This window comes from Brevundimonas sp. UBA2503, assembly GCF_002341485.1.
Lineage (GTDB): Bacteria > Pseudomonadota > Alphaproteobacteria > Caulobacterales > Caulobacteraceae > Brevundimonas > Brevundimonas halotolerans.
This window is the reverse complement of the sequence record NZ_DDOD01000008.1, coordinates 91733-110759: the sequence shown is the minus strand read 5'-3', so window position 1 is coordinate 110759 and position 19027 is coordinate 91733. Positions and strand designations below refer to the sequence as shown.

General features: G+C 69.0%; 23 protein-coding genes and 2 pseudogenes. 4 read left to right on the top strand and 21 right to left on the bottom strand.

What is annotated here, in order from left to right:
- The 3 genes and pseudogenes from B4K74_RS03230 to rpoH form a co-directional block, all read left to right on the top strand.
- Positions 1-238, top strand: a pseudogene (locus B4K74_RS03230) (RluA family pseudouridine synthase); the annotation flags it as partial.
- A gap of 14 nt (positions 239-252) precedes the next feature.
- On the top strand, positions 253-561 hold the full coding sequence (locus B4K74_RS03225) for a GNAT family N-acetyltransferase (protein WP_286691728.1): 309 nt from the start codon (positions 253-255) through the stop codon (positions 559-561).
- A gap of 203 nt (positions 562-764) precedes the next feature.
- Positions 765-1652, top strand: coding sequence for an RNA polymerase sigma factor RpoH (gene rpoH, locus B4K74_RS03220; protein ID WP_123286050.1), 888 nt, complete (start codon positions 765-767; stop codon positions 1650-1652).
- A gap of 18 nt (positions 1653-1670) precedes the next feature.
- Here rpoH and B4K74_RS03215 read toward each other — a convergent pair whose 3' ends face one another.
- The 16 genes from B4K74_RS03215 to B4K74_RS03140 all read right to left on the bottom strand — a co-directional run bounded on the left by B4K74_RS03215 (position 1671) and on the right by B4K74_RS03140 (position 15494).
- Positions 1671-2480, bottom strand: coding sequence for a response regulator (locus B4K74_RS03215; protein ID WP_286691727.1), 810 nt, complete (start codon positions 2478-2480; stop codon positions 1671-1673).
- Between the two features lie 76 nt (positions 2481-2556).
- The gene (locus tag B4K74_RS03210) at positions 2557-3849 is read right to left on the bottom strand and encodes an adenylosuccinate synthase (protein ID WP_286691726.1); all 1293 of its coding nucleotides are present in this window, start codon (positions 3847-3849) and stop codon (positions 2557-2559) included.
- 74 nt (positions 3850-3923) lie between these two features.
- A complete protein-coding gene (locus B4K74_RS03205; protein ID WP_286691725.1) occupies positions 3924-5072 on the bottom strand; it encodes a phosphoserine transaminase in 1149 nt (382 codons plus the stop codon).
- Between the two features lie 5 nt (positions 5073-5077).
- A complete protein-coding gene (locus B4K74_RS03200) occupies positions 5078-5974 on the bottom strand; it encodes a DnaJ C-terminal domain-containing protein (protein WP_286691724.1) in 897 nt (298 codons plus the stop codon).
- Positions 5975-6010: 36 nt separating this feature from the next.
- Positions 6011-9772 (bottom strand): baseplate multidomain protein megatron, encoded by a 3762-nt coding sequence (locus B4K74_RS03195; protein ID WP_286691723.1) that lies wholly within the window; start codon positions 9770-9772, stop codon positions 6011-6013.
- Positions 9773-9789: 17 nt separating this feature from the next.
- Entirely contained in the window at positions 9790-10230 is a 441-nt protein-coding gene (locus B4K74_RS03190) for an NlpC/P60 family protein (protein ID WP_286691722.1), read from the bottom strand.
- Positions 10227-10886, bottom strand: a complete 660-nt coding sequence (locus B4K74_RS03185; RefSeq protein ID WP_123286056.1) for a DUF2163 domain-containing protein — start codon at positions 10884-10886, stop codon at positions 10227-10229. Before B4K74_RS03185 ends, B4K74_RS03190 begins: the two co-directional genes overlap by 4 nt.
- A gap of 75 nt (positions 10887-10961) precedes the next feature.
- Positions 10962-11576, bottom strand: coding sequence for a DUF2460 domain-containing protein (locus B4K74_RS03180; protein WP_286691721.1), 615 nt, complete (start codon positions 11574-11576; stop codon positions 10962-10964).
- A gap of 87 nt (positions 11577-11663) precedes the next feature.
- Positions 11664-12203, bottom strand: coding sequence for a phage tail tape measure protein (locus B4K74_RS03175; protein WP_123286058.1), 540 nt, complete (start codon positions 12201-12203; stop codon positions 11664-11666).
- Positions 12200-12388, bottom strand: coding sequence for a phage tail assembly chaperone (locus B4K74_RS03170; protein WP_286691720.1), 189 nt, complete (start codon positions 12386-12388; stop codon positions 12200-12202). The genes B4K74_RS03175 and B4K74_RS03170 overlap by 4 nt, the downstream gene beginning before the upstream one ends.
- The gene (locus B4K74_RS03165; protein WP_286691719.1) at positions 12385-12693 is read right to left on the bottom strand and encodes a GTA-gp10 family protein; all 309 of its coding nucleotides are present in this window, start codon (positions 12691-12693) and stop codon (positions 12385-12387) included. Before B4K74_RS03165 ends, B4K74_RS03170 begins: the two co-directional genes overlap by 4 nt.
- On the bottom strand, positions 12693-13103 hold the full coding sequence (locus B4K74_RS03160; protein ID WP_286691718.1) for a phage major tail protein, TP901-1 family: 411 nt from the start codon (positions 13101-13103) through the stop codon (positions 12693-12695). Before B4K74_RS03160 ends, B4K74_RS03165 begins: the two co-directional genes overlap by 1 nt.
- Before the next feature lie 28 nt (positions 13104-13131).
- Complete coding sequence (locus tag B4K74_RS03155; protein WP_286691717.1) at positions 13132-13530, bottom strand: DUF3168 domain-containing protein; 399 nt, start codon at positions 13528-13530, stop codon at positions 13132-13134.
- Positions 13527-13835 (bottom strand): phage head-tail adapter protein, encoded by a 309-nt coding sequence (locus B4K74_RS03150; RefSeq protein ID WP_164461770.1) that lies wholly within the window; start codon positions 13833-13835, stop codon positions 13527-13529. Before B4K74_RS03150 ends, B4K74_RS03155 begins: the two co-directional genes overlap by 4 nt.
- Entirely contained in the window at positions 13832-14098 is a 267-nt protein-coding gene (locus B4K74_RS03145; RefSeq protein WP_286691716.1) for a head-tail connector protein, read from the bottom strand. The genes B4K74_RS03150 and B4K74_RS03145 overlap by 4 nt, the downstream gene beginning before the upstream one ends.
- A gap of 145 nt (positions 14099-14243) precedes the next feature.
- Positions 14244-15494 carry a phage major capsid protein gene (locus B4K74_RS03140; protein WP_286691715.1) on the bottom strand — a complete coding sequence of 417 codons (1251 nt, stop codon included), beginning with the start codon at positions 15492-15494 and terminating at the stop codon, positions 14244-14246.
- A gap of 93 nt (positions 15495-15587) precedes the next feature.
- On the opposite strand from B4K74_RS03140, the gene B4K74_RS03135 reads away from it, so the two are divergent.
- On the top strand, positions 15588-16139 hold the full coding sequence (locus B4K74_RS03135; protein ID WP_286691714.1) for a hypothetical protein: 552 nt from the start codon (positions 15588-15590) through the stop codon (positions 16137-16139).
- On the opposite strand, the gene B4K74_RS03130 is transcribed toward B4K74_RS03135, so the two are convergent.
- The 5 genes and pseudogenes from B4K74_RS03130 to B4K74_RS03110 all read right to left on the bottom strand — a co-directional run.
- Positions 16136-16687 carry a hypothetical protein gene (locus B4K74_RS03130; RefSeq protein ID WP_286691713.1) on the bottom strand — a complete coding sequence of 184 codons (552 nt, stop codon included), beginning with the start codon at positions 16685-16687 and terminating at the stop codon, positions 16136-16138. The genes B4K74_RS03135 and B4K74_RS03130 overlap by 4 nt on opposite strands.
- A complete protein-coding gene (locus B4K74_RS03125) occupies positions 16684-17175 on the bottom strand; it encodes an HK97 family phage prohead protease (RefSeq protein ID WP_286691770.1) in 492 nt (163 codons plus the stop codon). The genes B4K74_RS03130 and B4K74_RS03125 overlap by 4 nt, the downstream gene beginning before the upstream one ends.
- A 64-nt stretch (positions 17176-17239) precedes the next feature.
- Positions 17240-17515, bottom strand: a complete 276-nt coding sequence (locus tag B4K74_RS03120; RefSeq protein WP_286691712.1) for a hypothetical protein — start codon at positions 17513-17515, stop codon at positions 17240-17242.
- A 99-nt stretch (positions 17516-17614) separates the two neighbouring features.
- Entirely contained in the window at positions 17615-18781 is a 1167-nt protein-coding gene (locus tag B4K74_RS03115) for a phage portal protein (protein WP_286691711.1), read from the bottom strand.
- A 52-nt stretch (positions 18782-18833) separates the two neighbouring features.
- A pseudogene (locus tag B4K74_RS03110) lies at positions 18834-19027 on the bottom strand (DNA-packaging protein); the annotation flags it as partial.

Sequence of the window (19027 nt, the reverse complement as noted above, 5' to 3'; positions counted from 1 at the left end):
TCAGATCCGCGTGCATATGGCCTCAAAGGGCGCTCCGCTGCTCGGAGACCCGGTTTACGGATCCGGCCCCCCGGCAGGCTCTGTCCGCGACGCCATCGCCGCCGCCGGCCTGACCCGTCAGGCCCTGCACGCCGCCATCCTCGGCTTCACCCATCCGATCACCCACGAGCCCTTGCGGTTCGAGACCTCACCGCCCGAAGACATGACGGCTCTTCAGGCACGGCTTGAAACCCTCTGAGAAAAGGAGTGCCCATGACCGACCCCGATATCCGCGACAACGCCGAGGCCCATCGCTACGAGCTCGATGTGGAGGGCCAGACGGCCACCGTCGCCTATAACCTGACCGGCCCGAACCTGATGATCACCGAGACCCTGGTGCCGACGGCGCTGGAGGGACGCGGCATCGCCAGTCGCATGGCCCGGCACGTCACGGACGACGCCCGTGAACGCGGTCTCGTGATCCTGCCGGTCTGTACCTTCTTCGGCCACTTCTTCCAGAAGCATCCGGACCAGGCCGACGTCGTCCATCCCGACTATCGTAAAGCCCTCGGCCTCGCCTAAGTCTTGAAAAGCAACGGACCCGCGATTATACTCCGCCCAGTTGATCGTGGCTTCGGCGCCACGGCCCGTCGCGGCTGTGACAATGCGCCCCTAGGCAAGGGGGCAACCGATCCCCACGTCGGCTGTTGAGGGGTGAGGCGTCGGTGCACAATCTCGTGGCCGTCTCCGCAGGACCCGCTCGTTTCAGAGGTCGGAGGGACCATATGACTGCCAAGCCAAGCCTCGCGATCATGTCGCCTGAACAGGGACTGTCGCGCTACCTTTCGGAAATCCGGAAGTTCCCCATGCTCAGCAAGGACGAAGAGTTCATGCTGGCCAAGCGCTGGGGCGAACACCAGGACACCGAAGCCGCCCACAAGCTCGTCACCTCCCACCTGCGCCTCGTGGCCAAGATCGCCATGGGCTATCGCGGCTACGGCCTGCCGATCGGCGAAGTGATCTCCGAGGGCAATGTCGGCCTGATGCAGGCGGTCAAGAAATTCGATCCGGACAAGGGCTTCCGCCTGGCGACCTACGCCATGTGGTGGATCCGTGCCTCGATCCAGGAATACATCCTGCGCAGCTGGTCGCTCGTCAAAATGGGCACCACCGCCGCGCAGAAGAAGCTGTTCTTCAACCTGCGCAAGGCCAAGAGCCAGATCTCGGCCTTTGAGGATGGCGACCTGCACCCCGAACACCTCTCCGCCATCGCCACCAAGCTGGGCGTATCGGAAGAGGAGGTCACCAACATGAACCGCCGCCTCGGTGGCGACGCCTCACTCAATGCGCCGCTCCGCGCGGATGGCGAAAGCGAGTGGCAGGACTGGCTGGCCGATGACACCGCCGTCAGTCAGGAAACCCAGCTGGCCGAAAGCGAGGAGCGCGGCATCCGCGTCGGCCTGCTGCAGGAAGCCATGGAAGAGCTGACCGACCGCGAAAAGCACATCCTGACCGAGCGCCGTCTCAAGGACGATCCGGTCACGCTCGAAGAGTTGGCCGGCCAGTATGGCGTCAGCCGCGAACGGGTGCGCCAGATCGAGGTTCGCGCCTTCGAAAAGCTGCAGAAGGCCATGCAGGCCGCAGCGACCGAGCGCAATCTGGTCGACGCCTGATCGGCATCACCGCCGCGCCTATCCGGCCTTCTTCAGACCCTCGACCGGCTTCGGCAGCGCCAGAAGCTGGCCGATGGGCGCGGCCAGGCTGGCCTTGGTCGCGCCGCCGGACGCCAGAGTGACCTCCAGCGCGCCAACGGCGACGACCAGCCGGCTGTCGGCAACCTTGAGGGCCAGCGCCTTCAGCGTCTCGGCTTGCTGGCGGATGGCCCGCACCGCTTGGGGCGGATCGCTGTCAAACTGGTCCAGCGCCGCCGCCAGAATCTTCATGGCCTGGTCGCGGACGGCGATGGCTTCCGCCTCCGCCCCCATGGCGCGGTCGCTCTTGCGCTTGCTCGGCCCGGCGTATTCACCCGAGTTGAATCGCCTGCGGTCCGGCCCGACATAGCTGACACCTTCGACCCAGTCCCGGGGCTTCAACGCCACATTCTCGACCCGCTTGATCAAATCGGCACTGGTGAAGGGTTTGCGCAGAAACTCATGAACGCCCACGTCGCGCGCGCCCTTGATGGTCGTGGCCGTCGCCTCGGACGTCACCATGATCACCGGCACCCGCCGACAGGCCATGTGCGACCGACGCAGGGTTCGCGTGAAGCTCTCACCATCCAGATGAGGTCCTGACCGCTCGGTGAAGATCAGACCCGGATCCAGTGCCCCGGCCACCTGAAGCCCGCGCGCCTCCGTGGCCTCGACCACCACCTCGCGCGCGCCCAGACTCTTCATCAGATCGGTGATCAGACGTGCAGCATGGGCATTGGGGTCAATGATCAGCACCCGGCCGACAGTAGGCTCAAGACGCGCCAGAAATCGTCTGTCGGGAATCAGCACGCAGGGACCTCGCGAAACGAACCCCCCATACCTAGCCGCAACGCGTTAAAGTCCCATTGAAATGCAGGGCTTGCGCTCAGCCGTGGAACGGGTCCTGCATCAGGATGGTGTCGTCCCGCTCCGGACTGGTCGACAGCAGCGCCACGGGTGCCCCGATCAGCTCCTCGATCCGGCGCACATATTTGATCGCCGCCGCCGGCAGGTCCTTCCACGAGCGCGCGCCCTGGGTGCTTTCCGACCAGCCCTCGACCGCCTCATAGATCGGCTCGACCTCGGCCTGGGCCTTCAGTCCGGCGGGCAGATAGTCCAGCGTCTCGCCACCGACCCGATAGCCCGTGCAGATGTTCAGTGTCTCAAAGCCGTCCAGCACATCCAGCTTGGTCAGGGCGATCCCGTGCATGCCGTTGATAGCGATCGACTGACGCACCAGCACCGCATCGAACCAGCCACAGCGCCGCGGGCGACCTGTCACCGTACCGAACTCCCGGCCGCGATCTGCGATCCGACGGCCATCCTCGTCGAACAGTTCCGTCGGGAACGGCCCCTCGCCGACCCGGGTCGTATAGGCCTTCACGATGCCGAGCACATAGCCGACCGAGCGCGGCCCAAGGCCCGAGCCCGCCGCCGCCTGCCCCGCCACGGTGTTCGAGCTGGTCACATAGGGATAGGTGCCGTGGTCCACGTCCAGCAGCGACCCCTGCGCGCCCTCGAACAGGATCCGCTTGCCGTCGCGGTGGGCCTGATCCAGCAGCCGCCACACCGGCTGGCCTGCGAACTTCAGCACCTCCGGCGCAATGGCCAGAAGCTCCGCCTTTAGCCCGGGCACATCCACCTCCGGCAGGTCCAGACCCTTCCGCAGCGCATTGTGGTGCGCCAGCAGGCGGTCGATCTTGGCATCCAGCGCATCGGGATCGGTCAGGTCGCCGACGCGGATCGCCCGCCGCCCGACCTTATCCTCATAGGCCGGACCGATGCCGCGCCCAGTCGTACCGATCTTGGTGGTGCCCGCCTGGGCCTCGCGCGCCTGATCCAGATCCCGGTGCAGCGGCAGGATCAGACAGGCGGTCTCGGCAATGGTCAGCAGCTCGGCGGTGATCTTGACGCCCTGGGCCTCGATCCGCGCAATCTCGTCGCGCAGCGCCCACGGGTCGATCACCACGCCATTGCCGATCACGGACGGCTTGCCCTGCACCACGCCCGACGGCAGCAGGCTCAGCTTGTAGGTGACATCACCGACGACCAGGGTGTGACCGGCATTGTGACCACCCTGAAACCGCACGACCCAGTCGGCCCGGTTCGACAGCCAGTCGACGATCTTGCCTTTGCCCTCGTCGCCCCACTGGGCTCCGACCACCGTCACATTCGCCAAGGGTCACTCTCCGCTTCCAACGCGGGCCGAGCCTATAGCCGGGGAATCGTCCGGTGTCGCCTCAAGTCCGGCGATTATTCAGCGATTGCCGTCGCAAACGCCCAGTCCAGCCAAGGGGTCAGAGCTTCGATGTCGGCCGTGTCCACCGTACACCCGCACCAGACCCGCAGGCCCGCTGGCGCATTGCGGTGCCCCTCCACATCAAAGGCGGCCCCCTCAGCTTCCAGCAGCGCCTTCATCCGCATCACCAGGTCGCGACGGCGCTCTTCGTCCATCGTCACGACGCGGGGGTCAACGATCTTCAGACAGACCGAGGTGGTCGAGCGCGTCCCCGGGTCCTCGGCCAGCCAGTCGATCCAGTCCGTCCGCTCCACCCAGTCCGCCAATGCCGCTGCATTGGCCTCGGTCCGAGCAAGAAGGGTCTTCAGCCCGCCCACGCGCCCGGCCCACGCAAGGGCGTCGATCCAGTCCTCGATCGTCAGGACGGAAAAGGTGTTGATCATCGATCCGGTCGCCAGCGCCCGGTCGAATCCCTTGTCGTTCCGTAGCCTCAAAACCTTGGGCACCGGGCGGGGCGGTACAAATCCGTCCAGCCGCGCAATGGCCCGGGGCGACAGCGCCGCTACCCCCAGCCCCGCCTCACCGCCCAGCGCCTTCTGGAAGCTGAAGGTCACCACATCCAGCCGTTCCCACGGCAGGGCCATGGCAAAGGCCGCCGAGGTCGCGTCACAGATCACCAGCCCCTCCCGGTCCGTCGCGATCCAGTCCGCACCGGGCGCGCAAACGCCCGAGGTCGTGCCATTCCACGGAAAGACCAGATCGGCCTTCGGATCGACGCGGCTTACATCCGGGAACCGGCCCCACGGCGCTTCCAGGATCTCGGGCTCCAGACCCAGATGATCGCGCACATCGGTGGCCCAGACCTTGCCGAAATTCTCGAAAGCCATGACCTGTACCGGTCGCTCGCCCAGCAGGTTCCACAGCGCCGCTTCCACCGCCCCCGTGTCCGAGCCGGGCACATAGACCAGCGACCAGTCGTCCGGCACCTCCAGCACCGTTCGCGTCAGCGTCAGCCCCTCGGCAAAGCGCGCCACCACCTCGGGCGCCCGGATGCCCCGGCCCAGCAGATCAGTCGGCAGGGCCTCGATCGCCCACCCCGGGCGCTTGGCCGTCGGCCCCGCCGAAAACCACGGCCGTTGCGGCTTCACCTTAGGCCGTTCCACGCCGGTCACAGGGCACGCTTTCGCAGTGCCTCGGCCGCCCTGGTCAGCTCCGGCACATCCTCGCCCGGCAACTGGATCATCAGCCGCACCTTCAGGTCGCCGCGCCGGCCGCCGGCAAAGGCGCCCTTGCCCTTCAGCCGCATCATCTGGCCCGAGTTCGATCCCTTCGGCACCGTCAGATTGACCACGCCGTCCGGTGTCCGCACGGCCACCTTGCCGCCCAGCACCGCATCCGACAGCGGCACGGCCAGATCCATGGTCAGGTCCGCGCCATCGCGCTGGTAAAGCGCATGCGACGCGATCTTCAACTCGATCAGGGCGTCTCCGGCCGGACCACCGCGCGGCGAGGGCACGCCCTGCCCCTTCAGCCGGATCATCTGACCGTCGTCGGCGCCCTTGGGGATCGTCACATCCAGCGTCCGTCCGTCCGAGAACTGGATACGCCGGGTCGAGCCCTGGATGGAGTCCTCCAGACTGATCTCCAGACTGGCCCGGACGTCCTGGCCCCGCGCGGGCCCACGGGCAGCTCCGCCCCGGGGCCGTGGGCCTCCACCGCCGAACATGCCGCCAAAGATGTCTTCCAGATCGATGTCGTCGAAGGTCGTGCGGGCGCCACCACCGCCAAACCCGCCACCGGGAGTGCCGCCCGCGCCGCCCCGGAACCCCCGGTACTGCTCACGACCGTCAGCATCGATCTCGCCCCGGTCGAACTTGGCGCGCTTCTCGGCATCGCCCAGCAGGTCAAAGGCTGCTGTGATCCGCTTGAACCGGTCCTCGGCCGCCGCGTCGCCCGGGTTCTTGTCGGGGTGAAAATCCTTGGCCAGCTTGCGAAAGGCCTTCTTGATTTCATCCGCGCTCGCGCCCCGGGAAACACCCAGTTCCTGATAGGGATCGCCTGCCACGGTTGATCATCGCTCCTGATAGCTCAAGGCCATCAGTTAGGGCATGCCACCGCCTTCGCAAAGGGGCGCGACCGCTTCCGGGCCCCATATGCCGTGGATGGAGGCCTGCGACACCTCAAAGCGCCCCGCCTCGCACCCGCTCGGAAAATCCACGGCCCGGTCCGCATCGGAATACAGCCACTCTGTGCCCGTGACCTCGACCGCGCGTCTCTCGACATCGCCGTCCAGAATTCGCAGTCGGAACCGCAGCGGATCAACCGGCGCGGCCTCCCCGTCCCAGCTGTCGCCACCCGTCCGCGTCCGCGCGATCCAGCCCAAGGCCAGACCGGCGTCCGTCGACCACACCGTCAGATGCACCGGCCGCCAGGGCCGCTCTGCCCGTCCCGCCAGGACCTGGGTCAGCTCGCTTACGAACGGGCCCGACGGCACCGCACCCCCGGCTCCGGCCCGCCACACCAGCGGCAGGCCGTATTCCTCACGCATAGCGCCCAGCGCGACCAGACTGCCATCCAGAAAGACGACGTCCGCCCCGACCAGCGCGCCCGCTTCCGCCTCCAGCTCGCCCCCGCCCTGCCCGCGCAGCAGACCGCTCAACTGCCAAACGTCACCGCCGACCAGCTCCGCCGTCCGATACTGGATGACTTCCCATCCCGCCCAAGTTTCGACCGCCACCGCATTGGCCCCGGCCAGCACCGCCAGCGCCTCGCGGCTTTCGGGCGACCGCCCTTCGATCTGCACCATCAGGGCGGCCATCTCGTCCCAACGTCCACAGACGCCGGAGGTCAGAGGTTCGGTCAGTAAGCCCATACTCGCCGGGCCACGCGCCACCCCGCGCAGGGTCTGGCTCAGGGCGTCCGGCCCCGCCGTCACCGCATGCCGCGACCAGGGATCAACTGCGACCGCCGCCACGACGCCGCCCTCCGACCGCCCGACCAGCGGCGGCAGTTCCAGAATCCGCATCCACGGCGCCCCCGCCGGCCCCAAGCGATCCGGCAGCCGCCAGACCGGCGTCCCGTCCTCGATCTCCGTCACCGGGACCGGGACCAGCACCGCCCGCGCCGCCTCGTCCACGGCGATGCGCTCCACGCGCCACAGATCGTCCTCGTCGACCATCTGCACTCGATCTCCCGGCTCAAGCATCAGCGCCTGCAGCGGGCCCAGCGTCAGCGTCCGGCGCTCCACCCCCTCCAGCCCCGCCGCCACCCGTGCCGCGAACCGCCGCGCCTGTGCCTCGTCACAGACGGCGGGCAAATCGACGTCCAGCCCCGCGACCGCATCGCCTCCTTGGTCCCGGCTCAGCGTCACCGATCCGGTCTGATAGTCATCTGCCAGGTTCAGATACCGCACCCGTACCCGATCGGGGTTCTCGTCCACCGTGTGATCGCGGACTTCGGCACCCCCTTCGTCCGGCAAGGCCAGACCCTGCGGATCGATCGTCACCACCGGGCCATCGTCGTCGGCCCTCAGCGTCAGCTGACCACCCGCTTCGCTGACCACCAGGCCGAGTCCAGCGACCAGCGGGCCCAGTGCCTCCCGCACGCTCATCGGACGGTCGACCACATAGCCCTCGATCCGGTCCCGCACAGGCCCGATCACCGGCTCCTCCTCCGGCCCGATCCGTCCCGCCAGATCGGCCAGCAGGCCTTCGGTCTCGCCCAGAAGCCGTCCGTTCAGCCAGTGACCGGTGTCCCATGCCGGAGCATCGGCCCACAGCTCCGGTCGCCCCGGAAACGCCGGCCACGGCCGCGCGTCCCAGCACCAGGCATCGGCCCCCTCCACCATCCGCCCACCATAGACACCCGACACCGGATTGGCCGCGCCGTCGTCCAGATGGTTCAGCACGGCCTCCAGCGCCCGGCGCTGCATCCGGGCATCCCGCGCGCCGCTGGACCCGGGCGGCAGCGCGCTCTCGGCGCTCTTCGGATCCTGAAACAGATTGGGGGCATTGCCGCCTCGGTCGACCGCCGCACAGCCGAACTCGGTCAGCCGGATCGGCTTCATGCCCGGCACCCAGGCGGTCGGGCTGGCCGACCTCGCCCCGCCGGGCCGATCATGGTGCGCATGGCTCCACCAGCCCTTCAGGTCCTTGGCCCGGAACACCCAGTCCTCGCCATGGGCCAGATCGGCAATCGGCGTCCGCTCCTGCGCCGCCCGGTCCGCCTCATCGGCATAGAACCAGTCGAAATGCTCACCGCCGGCCATCTGCATCGCCAGATAGGCGGGATCGTCCGGCCCCTCATGCGTCGCTGCATCCAGCCCGCCGTCGCCCGCGCGCCAGTCCCCCAGCGGCGGGTACCAGTCGATGCCGACATAATCGAGCGCCAGATCGGCCCACAGCGGATCGAGGTGAAACATCACATCGCCGGAGCCATCGTCCGGCCGATGCCCCGCATATTCCGACCAGTCCGCCGCATAGGACAGGGCCACCCCCGGCCCGACAATGCCCCGACACTCGGCCAGCACGCCACGGAATTCCGATACAGCCGGATAACCGCCCCCCGCGTCCCGACTGGTCGTCAGCCCCCGCATCTCCGACCCAATCAGCAGGCCATCGGCCCCCGTCTCCGCCGCCAGCGCCGCATAGTGGCGCGCTAGTCGCCGCAGGCCCCATCCGTCTTCCGCGCCGAACACCGCCGCGACATCGGCCCCCGCCGTCGCCGGTTCGTCCGCCACAATCCGGCCGCGCCAGGGATAGGCCGCCTGCTCCACCCCGCCAAAAGGATCGCTCAGGCCATTGCCCGGCGGTATGTCCATGAAGACGAACGGATACAGCGTTACCTCCAGCCCCCGCGCCTTCAGCTCCGCTACCGCCTGCCGCACGGCGTCGTCCGAAGGCGTCCCGCCATAGGCCGGAGCCCCGCCAACCTCGCTCACCAGATGCGCGCTCGCACGGTCCAGACCTGCCACCGACCAGTCCATCGGCACCGTCGGCTTGTCGCGCCGCTCCACCCCCGGTCGGATCCTGCAGTGCCCGGCCCTCAGGTCCGTCCCGAACCAGCCGATCACCAGGCTGACCCGCTTCAGGTTCGGACAGGCCGCCGTCAGCTGGTCCAGCGAGACGATCAGGTCCGGCCGCCCCTCGGCCGAGGCCACATTCTCCACCTCGGTCCGGGTCAGGCCCGCACGTCGCACCACAGGCTCGGTGGCCAGCACGAATTCCCCCGCTCCGGGGATCAGGCATACCCCCTCCAGCCGGTCCTCCAGCGCCGCCGCCCCGCCCGTCGGTCGCCGAAACACCTCGAACGCCAGCTGCGGCACGCGATTGCCGAACGCCGCCAGCGGCAGGTCCTCGAACACCACATAGGCCGTCCCGCGATAGGCGGGGGCCGCGCCCGCCCCCTCGACCGCCTCGATCAGCGGATCGGGCATCTGGTCCTCGGTCCCCCGATGGATACGCAGCGTCGCACCGGCCCGGTCCAGTGGTTGCCCGTCGGCCCAGATGCGCCCGATCCCGTCGATCGGCCCCTCACAGACCGCGACGGCAAAGCTCAACGAATAGGCATAGGACTCCGTGCGCGGCCCACCCTTGCCGCCGCCCTGCTCATGCCGCTGTTCCAGAAACCGCGCCGCCCAGATCACCTGACCCGTCACGCGTGCCCGCCCCAGCACCAGCGCCATCGGCGCCCCCTCGGCGGTCGACTGCAGGCGGATCGCTTCCAGCCTCGGGCCCACCTGTCGCGCCGGCCCCAGACTGGCCACCAGCCGCTGGTCCAGCATGCCGCCCAGCGCCCGGCCGATGGCCTGCCCGACGCCCCCGCCCAGAGCCTGGCCCAGTCCTCCCAGTACGGCCTGCGCCATGCTGTCTCCTCACGTTTTCAGAATATGCGCTCGGGCCAGGTGAAGGCCGCCGCCCGCTTCTTCAGCCACCAGTCGCCCATCCAGCTCTCGATCACCGACCGGCCCCAATAGGCGTGGATCAGTCGCGGCTCGGGCGGACCGACCGCGCTCAGGATTCCGCAGTGTTTGACCGGCACATCGGCCCGCATGCGGAACAGCAGGACATCGCCCGGCTGTGCCGCATCCACATCGATCTCGATCAGCCAGCGCCGCGCCGCCATGAGCAGCGTCTCGGCCCCGCCCGCCTCGGCCCAGTCCGGCGAATAGGGCGGCAGGACCTCGGGCTCCGGCCCGATCACCTCACGCCAGACGCCCCGGATCAGTCCCAGACAGTCCGCCCCCTCGCCCCTGAAGCTGGCCTGGTGGCGGTAGGGCGTCCCGACCCAGCCTCTGGCGGCCTCCAGTGCTGCCGCCCTCACCGGCGGCTCCGGCCGTCATGCCGGCCTCCATCGACAGGGTGCGCAGCAATAAAGTCATCGCCCGGAGTGTCGGGAAAGCCCCGGAAATTGACCCCGTTTCCAAACGTCCCGACGCAGGTTTCCCAGCGCTTGTCGCAACGCGCACCGGGATGCGCCTCCAGGTCCACCCCGCACCGGCCGTCGCCCAGCCGCGCCTCGCACAGTCGGCCATAGGTCCGCCCGATCTGCCGATCCAGCGCCGCCAGCGGTCCCTCCAGTTCGACCGTCAACCGGCCGCCTTCACGCTTCAGGGCGCGGATCCGCCCGACCCACAGCCGCACCTTCAGGTCCGGCCGCATCCAGTCGACGCGCCACAGCTCGACCCGCGCCCGATCAAACAGACCCGCTCCGATGGCCGCCTCGGTCAGGGCATCGTCGCCCTCGCCCAGATGGCCCGCCAGCGTCAGGCTGCCGGGTTCGAACCCGGCTTCGCCCTCGCGCGCGCCGGCCTCAAACCCCTCGATCGGGGAACAGGGGGTGCCGTCCACCGCCAGCACCTGGTCATGATCGGTAAAGCCCAGCGCGACCCCGTCCGCCCGCGTCACCCGCCAGGCATGGCACAGCGTCGCCGCCCCGGACTCGATCCGGGCGGCCATCTCTTCGGGAATGTCTCTCATTGGTCCGCTCTCAGACGCAGCTCACATCGGCTGCGAGGTCAGGATGGGGGGTCGCCGGAATCCGCAACGCCGTCCTCAGACCCGGATCTCGATCAGCGGCATGGCCACCATCCGCCCGCTGCCAAAGCTCTCCAGCGTGATCTCCAGCCGGTCGGCATCGAACCGTACCGGCGTGTCGAACCGGAACCCGGCGGTGATCTCCGCCCCCTCGTCGGGCGCAGTCTCGAACGTCACGTCACCGGTCGTGACATCGACGCTCCAACCCTCCAACGCTTCGGTACCGTCTACGTCGATCCTGACCGACCCCTCGACCGGCTTGGCAATTCTCCGCGTTGTGCCGCCATAGGCCTTGGCCAGCGGGAACTGCGTCCTGACCCCGTCGCCGGTGCCGATCACCTGATCGCCGGGACCGGGCTCCACTCCGGGCGCACAGGATTTGAAGTCGGCAAAATCCCGGAACCGGAACCCGTACAGCCGCCCCTGTCGCGCCTCGAAGAATTCGGTCAGCGCCGCCATATCGTCCAGCGACCTCAGGCCCGCCCCGATCAGATACCGTCGCCGCCCGCCGGCCCAGGGCGTCGACCGTCGCTCGTGGCCGGACGCCAGGGTCACCACCTCGGTCCGCCGCTCCACCCCGCCCGTCGACCCGAACGCGAGCCGCACCGGCAAGCTCACCTCATGAAAGCTCATCGGGTTGTCGCTCCGGAGAATTTGTCATCCCCGCGAAGGCGGGGACGTGCGGGCAGGCTCACCTCATGAAAACTCATCGCACCCCCCTCAGTAGCGCCGCGCGCCCAGCGCCACCGCGCGGGCCAAGGCCTGGGCAATCTGCGTCTCGGAGCGCAGCAGGCCCGGCGTCCCGCCCTCAACCTTCAGGTTCAGCACCAAGCCGGGCCCCTCGACCCCGCCGACGATGCCCGCCTGCGAGGGACGGAACACTTCGGGCCCGCGTTCGCCGACCAGATAGGCCCCGCCCGGCATCACCGGTCCGCCCTCCGCCCGTGTCCCCGAGAACAGCCCGCCGACCGCATTGGCCAGCGCCTCGCCCAGCCCGCCGCCACCGCCGCTCATCAAGGTGCCGACCGCCGAGTTGGCCGCCGCCAGCACCGCCCGTGCCAGTTCCGCAAGCGTAATCTCTCCGTCCGCCGCCGCCCGCGTCAGCGACGCAGCCAGACTCTCACCCGCCCGGTCAAAGGCCTGCTCGATCGACCGCGCCGCACGCTCGGCCGGTTCTTTCAGGCTCTCCAGCGCGGCCGTCGCCTCGGCGGCCTCCAGCGGCACGGTCTCCAGCCTCGACGGGCCAAATGTGTCCGTCATGCTCTTGCTCCCTCGTCAGGCCAGTCCCGGCTCAGCCGGTCAAATTCCGCGCGGCCCAGCGGCGGCGCCTGCCCCGGCATCCGGGTCAGCGCCTGCCATTCCGCGATCGACAGTTTCCAGAAGGCGCCGGGCGTCAGGCCCAGTCGGACCGCCAGCCTCAGCCGGCTCGCCCAGACCTCCGTCATCCCTCGCCTCCACCCACAGCGGCAAAGGCCTGCGCCACAGCCTCGGCCGCGACCTGCGGGGAAATCGAGGCCCGGTCCAGCCGCCCGGCCAACTCGTGCTCCCCGCCCCCATTCAACAGCGCCGCCAGCACCGCCATCAGGTCCCGCGCCGTCGGCCGCCTCAGTCGCTCGACCAGACCCTCGACCCCCGACACCTCCAGCGCGGTCTCGATCTCGGCCAGCGTGCCCAGCGTCATGCACAGCCGACGCGGCGCCCCGTCCAGCTCGACCAGCACCTCGCCCCGCGCCCCATTGGCCATCCGCATCAGATCGCCTCGAAGGTCAGTTCACCGGCGCTTGCCAGGCTCAGCGCAAAGCTCGCCTCGCCGTCGTGCTCGCCGGCATATTCCAGCGCCGAGACCACGAACCGGCCTTCCAGCCGGCCAAAGTCCGGCACGATCACCTGCCAGCGGTCGGTGCTCTGGGCGAAGAAGGCCTCGCGGATCCGCGCATCCGAGGCCGCATCGCGGAATATGCCCTGACCGGCGATGGCCGCCGTGCGCACTCCCGCCCCGGCCAGCAGTTCGCGCCAGCACCCGGCGCTGTCCGCATCGGTCACATCGACGGCGCGCGCATTCAGCGACACCGTCCGCGCCCGCAAGCCCGCCACCGTCAGAAAGGTATCGGGGTCCGTCTCGATCTTCAGCAACAGGTCCTTGCCGCTCTGGGCCGCCATGGGACTCTCCTCGATGGTCGTGGGGTTGTCAGATGTCCTGGGTCACCGCGCGCACGCGGATCACGGCCCAGGTCGTCAGTCGGTCATCGGCGGCAAAGACGTCGCTCAGCGGCACCTCCAGCTTCAGGCTGCGCACCCCGTCGGTCTCGATCACCGCGCCGCTCAGGCTGAGGCGCACCGCCGCCGCCACCGCCCGCGCCTCCTCCGTCCCGCAGAACCTCGAGGCGACGATCAGCGTCAGCTGATGTTCCACCGCTCCGCTGCCCCTTGCCATCGGTCGGCTCTGGCTGCGTCCCAGCTTCACATGCGGATAGACCGGGTCCGGCGGCGCCGCATCCCAGACCCGCCCGCCTATCAGCGCGTCCAGCGTCGCATCCGCCTTCAGCCGTGCGAGGATGCCCTTCTGCAGGGCCAGCTCATGGCTCATGCCAGCCGCTCCAGCTCAAGGTCGGTTTCCGCCGGGCCGGTCGCCACCGCCAGGATGCGCCAACGCACCCCCTCGAACTCCAGCACCCGCCCCGCATTCAGACGCGGGTCCAGCCCCGTCGTCACCCGCCACGTCTCGATCCGCTGCTGGCCGTCCGGACCGCTCCGGCGTCGCCCCCCGACCTTGCCGGGGTTCAGCCAGATCTGGCCCAGCAGTTCATAGGTCCGCGCCTGCCCGCCATAGGGCGTCTCGGTCACGGTCACCGCATACAGGGCCGCCAGCACCCGCCGCGCGGCCGCGCTCAAAGCCGCACCATTCGATAGGGCGCGATCCACGCATCGACGGCCTGCGCCGTCATCTCCGCCAGCCCCCGCTCATACGCGATCAGGGTCAGCATCATCACGGCCAGCCTCAGCGGCGCGGGACTGTCGGCGTCCAGCGCCTGATCCACCTCACCCTCGACCCGCGCCTGCGCGGCCTCGATCAGGGTCTGGATCAGACCATCCTCGCCGTCATGCCCGACGCGCAGAAAGGCCTTCGCCTCGGCCAGGGTCACCGGTGCGGTCATTGAATTCTCGCTTCGCTTGAAAGTGGCGAGTGTCGAGTTGCGAGTGGCGAGTTCGCCTGCTCACTCCCGACAGCTCGCGTCTCACCCGTCCGGCCAGCGACGAGCGGCTCTCGCCACTCGTCACTCGCCACACGTCACTCCGCGTCTAGGATGCGGAGAACTTCATCACCTTGATGGCGTCGAAATTCTGCACGCCCCCGCCCACGCGCTTGGTCGTGTAGAACAGCACATAGGGCTTGGCGGAATACGGGTCGCGCAGCACCCGCACCCCCGCCCGGTCGACGATCAGATAGCCGCGCTGAAAGTCCCCGAACGCGATCGCTGCGGCATCCGCGCCGATGTCCGGCATGGTCTCGATCTCGGTCACCGGATAGCCCAGCAGGCTGGCCGTATCCCCCGGCCGCTGCGCCGGCTGCCAGATATAGTTGCCGTCCCCGTCCTTGAACTTGCGCACCGTCCCCACCGTCCGGCGGTTCATGACAAAGCGCGCATTCGGCCGGTATAGCGCCTTCGGCGCATAGATCAGATCGATCAGCCGGTCGGTCGGGTTCGATACGGGAAACGCTCCGGCGGCCCCGCTGGCGACATAGCCGATCTCGCCCCATTCCTGACCGCCGTCCTCGACCAGATCATAGTCCAGAAAGCCGCGCGGCTTGTTCGTGCCATCGCCATTGACGAAGGCCTCGGTCTCCTGGGCGGAAAAGGCATCCTCGACCTCGGCGGCCAGCCATTCGTCCAGATCGATCAGCGCATCATCTAGCAGGCTCTGGGTCGCGGCAGGGCAGGCGTACAGATCCGCCGACGGAAACTCCAGCAGCGCCAGGGTCGCCGGATCGGTCTCGGGCCGGGCCGCCGTCTCGGCCACCCAGCCGGCCTCGACCCCGGCGGTCGAAACGGGCTTTCTGAACACGCCCGAGCCGACCGTCCGCACCGTCGCAATCTCGCGCATGGGCGAGCCCGCCATCAGCCGCCGCTCAATGGCCCTCTCCGTCTCCGGCGGCACCACATAGCCGCCCGAGCTCGGCCCCGACGACAGCCCCGCCTTCAGCTCCAGACCCACCGTCGACCCGCCCGTCATATAGGCCGCGAACGCCGATTTCGTCTCCTCCCCCTTCATGGGGGAGGTGGCGGCAAAGCCGCCGGAGGGGGCAACCCCATCCCCCACGACCGGCCGCCTCGTCTCGCTCAGCGCCCGGTCCAGTCGCGCCTGGGCGGAGCCGACCGCCGCATCGATGCGCGCGACCTTCTCCTCCAGCAGCGTATCGACCGACGCCTTCTTCTCCAGCTCCGCCAGCCGCGCATCATTGGCACCCTTGAAGGCTTCAAACGCGGCCATGACCTCATGCATGGCGGCGCGCGTCTCGGGCGAACCCGACACGGTCTTGGTCTCTTTCATGGTGTCTCCTTGATGGCGTCCGGCAGTCCGGAATACGCCTTCCCATCCGCCGCCCGGTGCGGCAGTCTCTCCCTCCTGACGGAGGGAATTCTCATGCGTGCATCCACACTCGCCGCCGCGCTCATCCTCGCGCTGGCGTCACCGCTCGCGGCGCAGGCCCAGACAGCGGCTCCGGCCACTGCCATGGCGCCCGCCGCCGACCCCGCTGATGTCGCCTCGCCCGAGGCCATCATCACGGCCGTCTATGACGTCATCTCCGGCGATGCCGGCGTGGCGCGCGACTGGGACCGCTTCCGTTCGCTGTTTCATCCGGCCGCCCGCCTGATCCCCTCGGGTCCTCGCGCGGACGGCAGCATCGCGGCCAGCAGCCTGACGCCGGAGGATTACGTCACCCGCGCCGGGCCCCAGCTGGAACGCGACGGCTTCCACGAGATCGAGATCGCCTCCACGTCCGAACGCTTCGGCTCGGTCGTCCACGTCTTCTCGACCTATGAAGCCCGTCGCAGCCTCGATGACGCCGAGCCCTTCCTGCGCGGCATCAACAGCTTCCAGCTCATGTTCGACGGCACCCGCTGGTGGATCCTCACCATCTACTGGCGCGCCGAGGACGACAGCCTGCCGATCCCGGCCGAGTATCTGCCCTAGGCACGGCGCTCGCGCGCGGCCCGGTCGAACAGGGCCGCCGCGACCAGCCAGCCGGTGACAAACACCACCGTGATCCTCAGCGGCAGCTCCTGCGCCGTCGCATCCGCATAGAGGGCCAGACCGACCTGACCGGCGGCCAGCGCCAGCATCACCAGGCTCAACCCGCGCGGCCTGAACCGGGCGATCAGGGCACCGACCACCCCGACCGCCAGCACGGCCCAGACCCGGTCATTGGCCGGATTGTCCTCCGACCCGATCAGCCCCACGGCCAGATTGCCGACGCCCAGCACAAAGGTCGTGCCGATCGCCACTGCCGCCCCCAGCCGATACGTCAGGCTGTCCGACGCCCGCAGCACCAGCTCTCCGACCCCGCAGGCAATGGCCAGCAACACGCCCATCAGGGCAAAATCAAACAGGGTCCACTGCACCTCGGTCGTGAACTGCATGGCCACTGCCGGCGCCAGCAACAGGGCCGTGGCCCCGCCCCACATCACCGTCCGCAACAGGGCCGTCTGCCCGTCCACCACCCTCACCGTCTCACCGCTCATGCCGCTCTCTCCCTGGGCTGAATGAGCCCTGTTCCTGCGCCCGCGCCCCCTGAGAGTCCTGAGCGAAACCTGAGCAGGGGATGAAATCGCCGCAGCACATACTGAAGCCGCGCCCCCGGAAGCATCGGGAAGGTCACCAGAGACACCTCCCAAAGGTCCACTTCGGCCAGCACCCTCAGCCGCCCGTCGCGCCTGGCCCGGATCGCACGAAAGCCGATCGACAGGCCGTCCAGCGCCCCGGCCCGCACCAGTGCCGCCGCCATCCGCCCCTCGGGCGTGATGTCCAGGATCCGTCCCTCGACCCTCAGGCCGCGGTCGTCCTCCTCGATCCGGGTCCACACCCCGACCGGCGTGCGCTCGCCGTGCTGGTACAGCATCCGCACCCCGGCCGACCCACGCCGCGCCACACTGGGCGCAAACGCCCCCCGCACCACCACATCCCCCGCCAGATCCGCCACACCCCACAGCGAGGCATAGCCGGTGATCAGAAGCGACGAGTGACGCGTGGCGAGTGGCGAGGGCAATGTCGGGTCGTCATCCACCGCCCGGGCGTCAGAAGCCATCGGCCTGCTCCTCGCCGGACGCGCTCGTCACACGCCACTCGCCACTCGCCACTAAAACCCTCTCAATCCGCTCCACCGCCCGGCGCGTCGCCAGGCTCTGCTCCTCCAGCCGAGCCAGCCGTTCGGCGACCAGCCTCTGCTCGCCCACCCGGGCCTCCAGCGTCGCGATCCGCGCCGCTGCCCCTCCGGCCCAGATCAGTCCGCTGACCGTCTGCACCATGAGCGCCGCGATCAGGGCGACGGGTATGCGTTTAATGTCGTTCATGCCGTTCTCCCAAAAGTGGCGAGTGACGAGTGACGTGTGACGAGCAGGGGGCAGGATTCGCACTCTCGCCTCGCCACTCACCACTCGCCACTCGCCACTTCACTTCCCCACCCCCGCCATCTGCCGACGCTCATCCTCGGTCAGGAAGGTCGCCGCATTCAGCCTTGCCCACAGCGCATCGCGTTCGGGCGACAGCGCCGGCACCGCCTCCAGATCGGCCTCGATCCGGCATCCGGGCAGGCGCGGCGACAGCCAGGCCGTCAAGGCTCCGGCGGCCTTGCGCACCAGCGGCACCACCGTCTGCCGCCAGAAGGCGACATTGGCCTCGCGATAGTTGGCATAGGTGGCATCGCCCGGAATCCCCAGCAGCTGCGGCGGAATGCCGAACGCCAGGGCGATCTCGCGCGCTGCGGCGTGCTTGCCGGCGATAAAGTCCATCTCGGCGGGCGTCAGGCTCATGGGCTTCCAGTCCAGCCCGCCTTCCAGCAACAGCGGCCGCCCGGCATTGGCGGACCCCGCATGCGCCTCGCCCAGCTCGGCCTTCAGCCGCTCGAACTGTTCCGTGGTCAGCCGCTCGCCATCGCGCGCCGCATAGACCAGCGCGCCGCTGGGCCGGGCCGCATTGTCCAGCAGCGCCTTGTTCCAAGCCCCCGAGGCATTGTGCACATCGATGGCAAAGGCCGCCGCCTCCAGCGGCGAAAAGCCATAGTGGTCGTCGATCGGGTGAAACAGCTTCAGATGCATCACCGGCATCCAGCCGTCCGCCTCCCGCCCGATCCGCACCGACCGCCCCGCGAGGCCATAGTCATAGGCCTCGGGCCAGCCGTGCCGCCCCGGAACCACCTTCACCCGGTCGGGGCGCAGCGACCACAGCTCCTCCGGCAGGCCGCCATCGCCGTCGCCCGCCGCTTCAACATAGGCATTGCCCGCCGTCTGCAGCGCGCCATACAACCCCTCCAGAAACTCCGCCCCCGACTGCTCAGGATTGGGCCGCGCCAGCAGCTGCGCCAGTCCGTGGTCGCGGCACAGCGTGTCCTTGTCGAACACCCTCAGCGGCACCGACGCCGCCGCCTCGGCGATCATGCGGGTAGCGCGATAGGCGACCGGGTTCTTGCCGAACCCCTCCCGCGCCAGCTCAGCATAGTCGCGTGGCGTCCAGCGCGGCCGGCCACCTCCGGTCAGGGCGATCAGCGCCCCGGCCCGACTATCCTTGATTTCGGGCACAGATGTCGTGCCCCGGCGCAGGCGCCAGCGGGACCAGTCCATGGCGATCTCCTTCGTTCTCGTTGTCAGTTGACGACGCCCGGAGCGGCCCGCCTCAGAGGGACCGCAGGCGCGGTTCGCCCCGCGGCTCCAGCATCAGATGGGTGATGGCCCACACCAGGGCGTCGGCGCGGTCGGGGCTTGGCCCGCCTTCGCCGCTTCCCAGCGCCATCATGTCTTCTTCCAGCGCGGGCAGGGCGGCGCAGTGCACCACCCGTCCCTGCTCATACAGCGCCGCGACCGGCTCGG